General features: G+C 51.1%; 12 protein-coding genes. 6 read left to right on the top strand and 6 right to left on the bottom strand.

Going from position 1 to position 11,359, the window contains the following annotated elements; all coding sequences use genetic code 11:
• The 4 genes from AADEFJLK_RS17855 to AADEFJLK_RS17870 form a co-directional block, all read left to right on the top strand.
• The coding region (locus tag AADEFJLK_RS17855) for a conjugal transfer protein TraH (RefSeq protein WP_170065168.1) at nt 1–1,037 on the top strand (1,037 nt) is incomplete at its 5' end.
• 12 nt (nt 1,038–1,049) lie between these two features.
• Nucleotides 1,050–4,004, top strand: coding sequence for a conjugal transfer protein TraG N-terminal domain-containing protein (locus AADEFJLK_RS17860; RefSeq protein WP_103975216.1), 2,955 nt, complete (start codon nt 1,050–1,052; stop codon nt 4,002–4,004).
• 23 nt (nt 4,005–4,027) lie between these two features.
• Nucleotides 4,028–4,870 (top strand): Rpn family recombination-promoting nuclease/putative transposase, encoded by an 843-nt coding sequence (locus AADEFJLK_RS17865; RefSeq protein ID WP_103975217.1) that lies wholly within the window; start codon nt 4,028–4,030, stop codon nt 4,868–4,870.
• A gap of 37 nt (nt 4,871–4,907) precedes the next feature.
• Complete coding sequence (locus tag AADEFJLK_RS17870) at nt 4,908–5,372, top strand: hypothetical protein (protein WP_103975218.1); 465 nt, start codon at nt 4,908–4,910, stop codon at nt 5,370–5,372.
• Between the two features lie 91 nt (nt 5,373–5,463).
• Here AADEFJLK_RS17870 and AADEFJLK_RS25220 read toward each other — a convergent pair whose 3' ends face one another.
• Both AADEFJLK_RS25220 and AADEFJLK_RS17880 read right to left on the bottom strand, forming a co-directional pair.
• A complete protein-coding gene (locus tag AADEFJLK_RS25220; RefSeq protein WP_211299252.1) occupies nt 5,464–6,174 on the bottom strand; it encodes a zinc-finger-containing protein in 711 nt (236 codons plus the stop codon).
• A 63-nt stretch (nt 6,175–6,237) separates the two neighbouring features.
• Nucleotides 6,238–6,618 carry a helix-turn-helix domain-containing protein gene (locus AADEFJLK_RS17880; protein WP_103975219.1) on the bottom strand — a complete coding sequence of 127 codons (381 nt, stop codon included), beginning with the start codon at nt 6,616–6,618 and terminating at the stop codon, nt 6,238–6,240.
• Between the two features lie 77 nt (nt 6,619–6,695).
• Between AADEFJLK_RS17880 and AADEFJLK_RS17885 the strand changes: the two genes are divergently transcribed.
• A complete protein-coding gene (locus AADEFJLK_RS17885) occupies nt 6,696–6,983 on the top strand; it encodes a hypothetical protein (protein ID WP_103975220.1) in 288 nt (95 codons plus the stop codon).
• A gap of 251 nt (nt 6,984–7,234) precedes the next feature.
• Nucleotides 7,235–7,966 (top strand): replication protein RepA, encoded by a 732-nt coding sequence (locus AADEFJLK_RS17890; RefSeq protein ID WP_211299253.1) that lies wholly within the window; start codon nt 7,235–7,237, stop codon nt 7,964–7,966.
• Nucleotides 7,967–8,817: 851 nt separating this feature from the next.
• Here AADEFJLK_RS17890 and AADEFJLK_RS17900 read toward each other — a convergent pair.
• From AADEFJLK_RS17900 to AADEFJLK_RS17915, 4 genes are read right to left on the bottom strand one after another with little or no spacing between them, the layout of a single operon-like run.
• The gene (locus tag AADEFJLK_RS17900) at nt 8,818–9,033 is read right to left on the bottom strand and encodes a hypothetical protein (protein ID WP_103975222.1); all 216 of its coding nucleotides are present in this window, start codon (nt 9,031–9,033) and stop codon (nt 8,818–8,820) included.
• 31 nt (nt 9,034–9,064) lie between these two features.
• Nucleotides 9,065–9,574 (bottom strand): hypothetical protein, encoded by a 510-nt coding sequence (locus tag AADEFJLK_RS17905; protein WP_103975223.1) that lies wholly within the window; start codon nt 9,572–9,574, stop codon nt 9,065–9,067.
• A 13-nt stretch (nt 9,575–9,587) separates the two neighbouring features.
• Nucleotides 9,588–10,295, bottom strand: coding sequence for a StbB family protein (stbB, locus tag AADEFJLK_RS17910; protein WP_103975224.1), 708 nt, complete (start codon nt 10,293–10,295; stop codon nt 9,588–9,590).
• Nucleotides 10,276–10,722 (bottom strand): hypothetical protein, encoded by a 447-nt coding sequence (locus AADEFJLK_RS17915; protein ID WP_103975225.1) that lies wholly within the window; start codon nt 10,720–10,722, stop codon nt 10,276–10,278. Before AADEFJLK_RS17915 ends, stbB begins: the two co-directional genes overlap by 20 nt.
• Nucleotides 10,723–11,359: the final 637 nt, after the last annotated feature.

An 11,359-nucleotide genomic window follows, 5' to 3' on the forward strand; every position in this document is an offset into this window, starting at 1 on the left:
CCCAAGGTGCAGTGGGCTACGCTTTCCAATTAGCAATTGAAGGCATGTGTCCTACTTGTTCACAAGTGATGACCAAATTGCAGAAAGATATTGCCCAAATCAATTCCATCATGAAAAATTCATGTGAGGCTTCAAAAGCCATAGTTAACTCGACTGGATTGGGAGCTTGGCATGACAAGCGTTTAAACGATGCAGCCGATTTGGATACCAGCAAAGGTTTCTTACCCGATTTTCATGAGGCCAAAGAAGGCAAAAACCCCAACCAAGTCGCATTAGCGAGCGGTGCTGCCGATCAAATTACTGGAAATGTGGTTCACGATGCCCTAAAAGATGCCGTTGCATACAGTTGGTTCGTCAATGGTGATGACCAGTTACAACGGGTACTAATGAGTTTGACGGGAACAATGATCATTGGAAAACAAGATGACAATTCGGATGTGAGATATGATTACCGCCAACCTACCATCGAAACCCGCGATTTTATTGAAGGCGGCGACCTTAAGATTTATAAATGCGAAGGTGACGAATGCCTGCTGAGTGGTTCTGATCCGACCGAAACGATTCATGTCACCGGAATGCGGGAAAAGGTACGCACCATGTTGTTTGGCACCTGCAATTGTATTGGCGGCACTGGCGGGATTATCAGAAAGCTCGGAAACCGCGACGGTGGCCAGAGCTTTGATCCCAATGAAGACAAGTTCATCAAAGCTTCCTCGCCGGGGATTTTAGGCCTGCTTCACCGCGTAAGCTCACAACCCGGTTCAGCCGCACTTATCGGTGAACAAATGGTAGGTGTGCTGGCCACCGCACTGACCAACCAAATTATTGATGAAATGTTCATGGCCGTCACTGATTCCATCAATTCCACGGGCAAACCGTTAGATTCTGCCATGCTAAAAGTAATGGAGTCGCGGCGGCAACAAATCGACAATGAGCGGCGCCTGAACGGCGAATCGACAGCCTCCATTGCCAATATATTGAACATGCTTGATGACGTGGAACGGTCACTTCATCAAAAAGATAACGGTAATACTTAAGGGTGTATTACGATGGCTTATTCTATCCTAAGCATTGGTGATGCTGAAATGATGTACAACGCCTTCAATGGCGTTGCTATGGTTTTCGCATCCGACAACATGAACACCTTAATGAAAATTGGTTTTTTGATCGGGCTGTTCCTCGTAGCATTCCAATATATGTTTGAACTGAAATTTCCTCTTTATTCAATATTGGTCGCCTACATTGTGTCCGCTGCCATGTTTATCCCCAAGGACACCGTAATTATTGAGGATATTTATACTGGACAGGTCTACACCGTTGCAAATGTCCCACTTGGCATATCCTTGCCAATGTCAATCGTCTCAACGATAGGCGTTAACACCACCCAAGTTTATGAAACGGTGTTCTCAACCCCGGACGAAGCGCATTTACTTGAGTCCGGCTATCTACAGCCACTAAGCACCCTGATAAAACTGCGTAATATAGGCTTGGGCACTGCTTCCTCCGATATTACGTTTAATGGTAGCTTGTCTGACTCCCTCAATAGCTATATTGAAGGTTGCGTCATGTACGACTTAGCACTGCAAATTCCTGAAAGTGAACACGAGGTCACGCGGGAAAGGCTTTTAAAGGCCGAAGACATTTGGGTTGCAATGAAAACCACATTTATTAACAAGGATGTTTTGGTCGACTTGCCTACTTTTTCTGGCCAGAAATCTTGCAAAGATGCTTATGCTTTGCTTGACACATACATTAATACGCCTGAGTTTGCCACGCTATGGGAGCAATACATGCGTGGGGTCTTGGACATTAAAGACCCCACTGTCAGCCCTGATGATTTGGTAACCCAATCGACCCAAGCCCTAGGCATGGTGGCCATTAACTCGCAGACGTACATGCGTAATGGCTTGATGGCCGCTTATTTGCGTGACGGGCCATCAGCGTTCATTGAACGGACAGGTATCGAGCAATTGCGTTTGCAGTGGTCTGGCGAACAAAGCCTATTCACCCAGATTTCGCGGCCTTTGACCGCTTTCATCGAAATCTTCACGGTGGCTATCTCCCCCATAGTGGCCTTTTTGACCACATTAGGGCTGATGGGCATCAAAATGATCGCCCGATATTTCCAGATGTTGATCTGGATCGCCTTATGGGGGCCGATCACGGCTGTTTGCAATTTGTATATCGCCATGGTCACGACGCGGATAATGACGACAATCTCCGACCAGGCGGAAGCTAACGGCACATCATTGATGGCCATGGTCTCACACGACCAACTCTACGGAACCCTGGAAACCTGGTTGGCTACCGGGGGCATGTTGGCCTCCAGTGTTCCCGCCCTGGCATTAATGTTGGTTTACGGGGGGTCCAACGCCGCCGTAAACCTTGCCGGACGCATGACTTCAGGTGCTTCAGCGGCGGTCAAACCGGAACGTGTCATGCCTGAACCGGTATCAATCGCCGCGACCACGAGCATCGCTTCCCAACGTAACATGGATTCCAATTCAGGCCAAACAGTGTCCGGGTGGACAGAAGGCACTTACAGCATGGCCAGCGGTTCACAAAAATCACAGCAAAGCGCGTTTAGCAGCTTACAGTCGGCAAATGCCTCGGCCTCGCAAGCGTTCAATAATTTGACCCAACATACCGATACGAAAGGTAATACCGTCACAAATGGAACGACAATCACCGATGCGTTAAGCAAATCGCATTCTGCATCAGACAGGTGGGCCGCAGCTACCGGAAAAGCCATTGCCGAAAGAGTTGCCCGGACAGACGGAGAAAAAGAATTCGTTAACGCCAATGTCGGTACTAAATTGGCACTTGGTGCATCAGCTGGAGCGTTTAAGGCACTTTCTTTGGATGGAAGTATGGGGTTAGATTCTAGTTCTGGTATTTCAGCTGACAGGCGACAAGAATTATTATCCGAAGCAGATAAGGCATGGCGCAGCGAATACGCCAACACCGACGAAACACGGAATGCGCATGATTATGCTCAAGCGCATTCCGACCAAAGCATATTTTCTTCACAGGATATGAAGGCCAAGTCAGAAAATTATATGGCCCAATTGGCGCGTGTCGAACAGGCCCAACAGGCCTATCAAGAGTCAATCACAGACAGCCAAACTTCGGGGCAAAATTTGACCCTCAAACATAGCGAGCTGGCCCAGCGTTTGGTTCAAACGGGTGCAAATGTAGATCTTGCAAATGTGGATCGTGACATTGCCATGCACGGGACAGAAAAAGATAAGGCCAATTGGAAACAGGCGAAGCAAGATGCAGCAAACCAGCTTGATGCCGGAGCCGCGCAAATACCAAAAACATCAACAGAGTATGAGGCGTTATGCCGATTTTTGGCTCTGGATGAAATCGACTCGCAACGTGCCTTCCATATAGCCTCTTCTACCTTCGAACCGACCGGGAATAAGCCCGAACTAAGCGTGTCCGGTGCGGACGATTATAAAAATACCGCCAAAACGCCCGACGATTTGCTTGGGCGACAACAAGCCGACAGTTTTGCGGATCAGGCTAGGGGGCAAACGTCGGCCGTAACGGCGACTACTGGCCCTATCCCGCATTCCGCTCTGCAAAGCGGCTCTAACAGCGGTTCCAACAGAATGGTTGACTCTCACCCTAAACCTCAACCAATGGACATTCCCCACGGCAGTAATGTTAACGCTAAAGAATCGGTTAATGGTATCCTTAACGGCGCAAATATTGGCGAACCGGATGATATGGAACGCCGAATTAAATCCGGCCCCTTAATTAAGGATGGTCAAGACACTTCCCATCTGATGGGAGACGCTGTTAGACATGAAGGCGGCGCCCTTTATGACAATACAGTTGTCGCAGGTGCCCGGCCTTTAGAGAGCGTTGGAAAGGCCATTGGTGGCGCAGTGTACGATGCCGAAGAGTATGTAAAAAAGGCTGTTACTGGCGACTCCCAAAAACCTGTCGACAAACCACGCAAACCTTTTGATGAGTTACCTGACATTAAACAATAAGCTAAGTTACTGGCGGGACAGCCATGAAATTTGTAGACCCCAAAACCGACATCGCCTTTAAGAAAATCTTTGGCGACCAAGCCCATAAAGGCGTGTTGATCGCCTTTTTGAACAGCGTGCTGGAGTTGGAGTATCCAATTGAAGACGTAAAAATCGCCAACGGCTACCAGCCGCCGCACTTGTACGGCCTGAAAGAAACCACGCTGGACATCAAGGCCAAGGACAGCTCCGGGCGGGAATTCATCGTCGAGATGCAGGTGGAGAAAGACCGGACATTTGCCAAACGCGCCCTGTACTACAGCAGCAAGGCCTATAGCCAGCAGCTGGACAAAACCGAAAAATATCACCTGCTCAAGCCAGTGATCTTTTTGGGCATCCTGGACTTTTGCATTTTCGACCACCCCAGCCCTTGCTCGCGGCATTTGATACTGAACGGCGAAAACCACAGCCACGACCTGAAAGACTTGGAGTTCAACTTCATCGAACTGCCCAAATTCACCAAAACCGGGGATGAATTAAACACCGTGGCCGACAACTGGCTGTACTTCCTCAAACACGCCGACGACCTCCAGCAAATCCCAACCCATGCCGACACCCCCGCCTTGCGCGAAGCCTACCAAATCGCAGCCCGGCACCATTGGACGCAAGAGGAACTGGACATTTACGAAAGCCAGGGCCTGAAGTTGGGCAGGGACCGCAACGTATTGGAGACCGCCCGCTTGGACGGGTTGACGGAAGGTATGGAAAAGGGCAAACTGGTGGTTGCCAACAACCTCTTGGCGATAATGGATGATGCTGCCATCGCCCAAGTCACGGGTCTGGATGCTTCCACAATCGCCACGTTACGCCAAAGCCACCATGACTGATTTTTGCGCCGTCCACCACCTAAAATAGGAGAACTGTATGGAATCGATCTTTTTTGTAATTACTTACATTGCTGGATATTTCAATGCAACCGGAAAGAAAATAGGTTCAATTTTCTCTAAGCTCTGCCATTTTCTGGTAGCCTTTGTTCATAACCACCCTAAAAGCAATGATGTTGAAAATGTCCAAGAACTGACTGATGAGGAATATAATCGGCGATTTAGTAAATTCTTTCCAAAAGTGTCAAGAACCGGAGAATTTGTGATCTTGGGAGGCAGTTCTATGCTTGGTTACGATTGGAGCGAAACACAGGCTGTTTATAGCTTTAGTGATTCCCGTTTTATATTTGACGATACTGGAAAAAATCGGCATCATGACCAAGCTTTAGCGCGTATATATGAAAGCATAAATCAGTGTTCCTCTCCCTTAAGAACCGACAACCCGTTCACTAACGGCTTTTTGGATAATTCAAGGAATGAAATCATTGGAGTCACCCACAACTAATTATGTGATTAAATTATGTTAAAGCGCAATCGGATGCTTAGCTAATAAGTCACCGGATATTTTCACAAAAAAATAATACATATTCATATCTCTAGGAATATTTGTGTACTATACGATATACTGTGCGTGCTTCTTCAATACTGCGAATATTGGCTGTGTGATACTCACAGCCTACTTCATCGCTAATCGCTTGGTACAACTCACTCCGTCCAATACGCCCTGATTGCCAAATCCGGTCGAGCAGCGCATGAATTATTTTGCGTGCGTATTTGATTTCAGATGTCGGAATGCACCCAATCGGGGTGGTGTATGCCTTAGTTTTATGATGACATCCCACGAAGTTGCCGCAGGTATCGCAGCACCAGAATGGCTGGTTTTGCAAATCGATCCGATACGGGTATATTTCTCCACCATCCGTCAGTCTGGCATCGACATCAATTCCACATGCACAACAGTAAATTGACGCTTCCCAAATACCGCAATCATTGGTCGGACTGACGTTTTTCCAACCGTGTTCGGTAGCACTATCCATCACAGTGTTTACAGCTAACACATAGCCTTGGGCGATGCTAGGCAACATCTCATTCTTGGCCACCAATGTTTGCAGATATTCGCCGTAACGGATTACCAACGCCCTGTCGATTTTCTCCATCTTGTTTATCCTCTGCGGTTTAGCCCAGTCCACAAACATGCTCCAACGGTCACTAAGCCCAGTGCGGATGCTGATATCCAGCTTGGCCAAAAGCCTGCTAACTGCAAATTTCATATCTCTTGAACCAAGGCCATAATTTCTGTTTGCCATATCGGTTATCAGTAGTATCAATCAGATTATCCACCCATATAATCTCTATATGCCCTTGTGAAATTATTTATTTAATAATTTTCTTATTGATAATTCCAGTTCGTTTAATCTCATTTTTTCTTTTATAACAGAAAAAACTTCTCGTTTTTGGTGTTCATTTAAGAGTTCCAGCATCGAAGCAATCATTTCATTATCTGTCCAATTATCTGATGCCATAGATTTTTGTCTAAACATTTCACCTTCTCCTGTGAGCAACCAGTCTATTGATAAATTTTCTTTTTCACAGATATTTATACATAATGAATAAGGGATAGAGTTTCTGTTACGCCAATTCCCTAACGTGGCTCGATTTATTCCGATTTCCCTAGATAATTCACTATCTGATTCCACACTAAGTGCCTGTTGTAATCTGTCAAGAACGGCGGCGGCTGATTTTTTATTCATTATGGGTAAATAAATTTTTACATTATTAGATTTGTGTAATATAATTGTTCGTTATGAATATCTAGTATAACCTCACTATGACCAACGAACAACGCTACGCAAAAATCAGGGCTGGTTTTGTATCAAAAGGGACTTCGCTGCACAAATGGTGCAAGCAGAACGGGTATCACCGCCAAAACGCATATGCGGCAATAATGGGTGAATGGGTTGGCGACAAGGCTTCTGAATTTTGCCGTTTGCTGATGGTGGAATCGGGTGTAATCGTACAGGCCGTTACCGAGACCACCGAAAAGGCTTCCGGTCGGAATGGGTCTGATCCGGGCGCTGGCCCGCAAACGGACGGCTCTGTAACCGGCATTTCTTAATTGTCCGGTCAAACGGCTTATTGCCGCTTATTTTTGGGGCTAGTGCCACCGAATTATACCACTTTTTTGATACTTATTGAAAAGACAAGGCTTCGTTCCGTCTGGCATACTATGGCATGAAAAATTTACTGCGGACAGGTTACCCAAGGGCTCGAACACTTGGGCTTCCGCAATCCGTTTTGTCTGTCCCTTACCACCCGTAAAAGACAGGCTTCCTTTTTACCTAACCTGCTTCAAACCATAGGAAGGCAATGGCAGATTATACCCGACCCAATAAGAAATCAGGCAACAAATGCGGGCATAACCCGGCCTCGCCGCGCTATTTTTCGCCCCCCGAGAAACACGCCCCCCGCCCGAAACTCCTGCCAGTCGCCATCATACGGGTGACCGTGTATTTTTCCGACCCCAGCATCTTGCCGACCCTGAACGCCGCCAACGGGTCCGAGCGCCAGCAGCGCAGCGAGCGGCGGGAATCCTGCATCGCCATTTTAAGCTGCATCCTGCACTATATGGACCTGATAACCTTACGCGTCGGCATCCCGCAAGCCGACGGATCGATGCAAGGCCTGACCATGCCCTACTTGGCCGAATTGTCCGGCTTGGGCGAACGGCGTGCCGAACGCGCCATCCATGACTTAAAGGCGGCCGGGATCATCACCGTACACCCGATTTGTGAAAAGGTCAGCGACACGGTGTATAAGGGCGTGGCGGCGATCCGTACTGTGAGCATGAAACTGTTCGTCATTTTGGGCCTTGACGCTTGGTTGAACCACGAGCGCCGCCGCGCCGTCGAGAGGAAGGCCGACAAACAAGCCAAACGCGACCGCAAGGCGGCGGCACACGTCCGCATGGCGATGGGTGCGCAACGCGACAAGCCCGCCCCCAAAACAACGCCGTCCGGCAACGGCAGAGCCAACCAAATGGCACACGTCGCCACGTTTTTAAGCAATGCCAGAGACATCCTCAAGCCCGACACCAGTTAAGCCCCGCTCCCCGCCATATCCGCGCATACCCCTCCCCATTTTCAAACCGTCCGCCGCCGGTCACGGCCTTCTTTTGCCTGACGGTCAGGACATCACGCCAACCCCCGCCGGTTTCCGGCCACCCGCCCCCTAAAATAAACCGCAAACTCATGGAAAACCGCCATTACGGCCTAATGCGCATCATGCTATGCGTTTGACCCTGTCCGCCGCCACATTAAGTGTCGCCGCTTGTTTTGGGGAGGGTCACGGGAGGGCTTTAAGTGTCGGACGCCAAGCCGTTAAGTGGCGTAACTTAAACAGTCCTTTTTTCAGATCAAAGCAAGGGGGGTGAGATGCCGGGCCCCCACCATAACCGTGCCGGTACGCCCAATACGGGGTTTTCCTGTCCAAGTAGGGGATTGCCGCCAATCATGCCGCAATAAACCCGGCACAGGCGGATTTAAGGTCTTAAGGATGGATAATTAATGATTAAATAAGAAATGCGGCATGGCGTCATTTTATGGGCTTTAAAAGAGTGTATTGGTTCAGATGAAAGATGAAAATGGACGCTTCCCCTCTATCAATAATGGAATTGCATGGCATCGGACAAAACACGGGTTGAATATTGTCGGCACTGAGGCCTGTTGCGTGCGTAATGCCTTGGGGTGTGGGGTTGGTTTGCGTGTACCGGGATTGGGGGATTGTGTGGCCTTGCCGCAGCGTGCTTTACGGCGGCTGCTGATACAAGGTTGGCTTGTGCGGAAAACCGCCGCACAGGTGCGGCCGTAAAGGCAGTGTGTGGCGGCTGATGGGGGGGCTAAGGAGCAGGCATTTTCCGTTGCCCGCTCAGGCGGGGCGGTGAAGGGGTATGTTCAACCTATCAGCATCTGGACCAACAGGTGATAAAGGAGTCCGACCAGCATTGCGGTGGCCGCCGCCAATATCATCATGGCCGGTAAGGCGGCAACGGCCATTTTGACCATCAGCGCCACCAAAGACCCGAACGGTAGGGTGATGTCGGTCACCACAACGTGCTGCACGGCTTCATTTCTGTTTTTATCCGTTTTGTTATCGTTATTGTTATCCATTTGCCCTGTCCTCCGGCAGTTGTTTTTACGGTTAAAATGCCTGTTCGATGCGGTTTCGGGTGTTTGCGTCCAATTGTGCCCATACGGCGGCTACCGCCCTGCCCAGGGCGGCTTCGTTGTCCAAGCTGCGGCCATAGAGGAAGTAGGTGCCGGCCGCGGCGGTGAGGCCCGCGGCAAGGGCGATCGCGAGGGCCCACGCGAGGGCGACGCCTGGCTGTTGCCAAGGGGCCAAGCCGGGCGGATGCCCGGCTTGGCGGGCGGCGCGTTCCAGTTCTTTTGCGGCTTGGGCGACGGCGGTTTGTAGGCTGTGCTTTAAGGCGGTACTTTCCTGTGCGGCCAAGGTATGGAGCTGCTTCTTTTGGCCTTCGGCGTGCTGTTGCACGGCGGCAATGGCGGCGGTTTGGGCGTGTTGCAGGGCGGCGACTGTGGGCGCGAGGGTGCGGTTGAGCGCGTCGGCTTTGGCCAGCAAGTCGCCGATGTCGCCGAGGGCTTCGAGCATCAGGGCGTCGCGGGCGGTGCGGGGGTGTTTGCCTTCGTCCATGTCTGCCGGCCGCTCAGGCGAACAGGGCCGCATAGGCGGCATTGAGGTTGCGCTCCACGCCTTTGCCGAGGGATTTCAGGGCGAACATGTCGGCCCAATACAGCCGCTGTTTCTCGTCGGCCTGTTTGTTTTCTTTCAACAAGGTTTTGTAGTCTTTGGGGTCGGCGAGCAGTTTGGTGAGGGATAGTTTTTTGATGGCCAGCAGGTCGAACAGTTCGTTTTCGTAGACGGCGGCGGCGGGGTTGGCGGTGGCGGTGCGGTGTTTTTCTATGTGTTTGAGGACGATGCCGAATTCGGCTTCGACGTCGGTGTCGACGCGGTTGAACAGGAGGCGGATTTTGGCGGCGGGGATGCCTTGTCCGGCGAGCACTTGGAGGAGGGCGACGGTTTCCCGCTGTTCTTTGGTGCCGCTGGTGACGGGGACGATGAAGTGGTCGAATTCGTTATGGGAATCTTCAAATTTGGCCATGCCGATCAGGAAGTCTTCGCTGTTGGAGGCGCCGACGTCAACGATCATGTCGTCTGCGACCAGCAGTTTCCGCAGCAGGTCTTTGAAGTGTTCGCCTTTGATCTGTTCGACGTTGGTGCCGAGGCTGGCGGCGGTCTCGTTGATGCTTTCCACGGCGATGATGGGGGCATCGCCGAGGCGGGGCGCCAACAGGTGGGTGGCGACGGTGGTTTTGCCCACGGTGCCGGTGTAGTTAATAACCGCTAGTTTCATGTGTGTCCTCATAAGTCCAATTGTCAGTAAATGCGTTATTGTCGGTTTCTTCGCCGATGCGGTTTTCTGCCATCCATTTTTTGAGCTGGGCGGGGGTTTTGAAGGACGGCGGCGGGGCTGTCCCGTCCCCCGTCAATGCTTTGCGCTGCGGGATGTCGTCGGTCAGCTTTCTTTGCTTTAGCTGTGACGGCGTTTCTGTTGGTTCCCGCACCCTCGCTTTTTTGAGGGCTTTTTCGAACCCGCTCATGGTCATGGTCAAGCCGTAATCCCGGTTCAGGGCGGCGAGCACTGTTTTGCGCGCCACCCCGGTTGTCAAGGCGGCTTCGATGTCGGCTAGGAGTTCGTACACCAGTGCCGATCCGCTCTTGCCTTCCGTTCCTGCGGCCAAGGCGCGTAATCCGCCCGCCGCCGCTGCTTTGTCCGCCATTAATGTCCCCTTTAATCATCATCACTGCGGCGGCAGAAGCCGCCGCCCCAACACCGCACCGCGCCCTAGTAGCGCCCTAATTGCGCCCTAGTTCCGCCCTAGTAGCGCCCTAGTAGCGCCCTAATTGCGCCCTAGTAGCGCCCTAGTTCCGCCCTAATTGCGCCCTAGTTCCGCCCTAGTAGCGCCCTAATTGCGCCCTAGTAGCGCCCTAGTAGCGCCCTAATTGCGCCCTAGTTCCGCCCTAGTAGCGCCCTAATTGCGCCCTAGTAGCGCCCTAGTAGCGCCCTAATTGCGCCCTAGTTCCGCCCTAGTAGCGCCCTAATTGCGCCCTAGTTCCGCCCTAGTAGCGCCCTAATTGCGCCCTAGTAGCGCCCTAATTGCGCCCTAGTAGCGCCCTAATTGCGCCCTGCGTATTTTACAGGGATTAGCGGGAATGATAAGCGCGAAAAGTGGCGTTTTTTTGGTGGAGTTCGGTGGATGCAAGGCGGCGGAATCCGCCGTTTAATCATTCGGTTGACAGCGGTGTGTGGCTTGGCGGACAATCTTATCCGCATATCGTGATTCCAGGCAGGGGTCATCAGGCGGCGCCAGTTCAGCGCCTTAAACGACGAATAAACAGTCAGGGCTTAAGTCAGTG

The organism is Methylovulum psychrotolerans, assembly GCF_002923755.1.
Classification (GTDB): Bacteria; Pseudomonadota; Gammaproteobacteria; order Methylococcales; family Methylomonadaceae; genus Methylovulum; species Methylovulum psychrotolerans.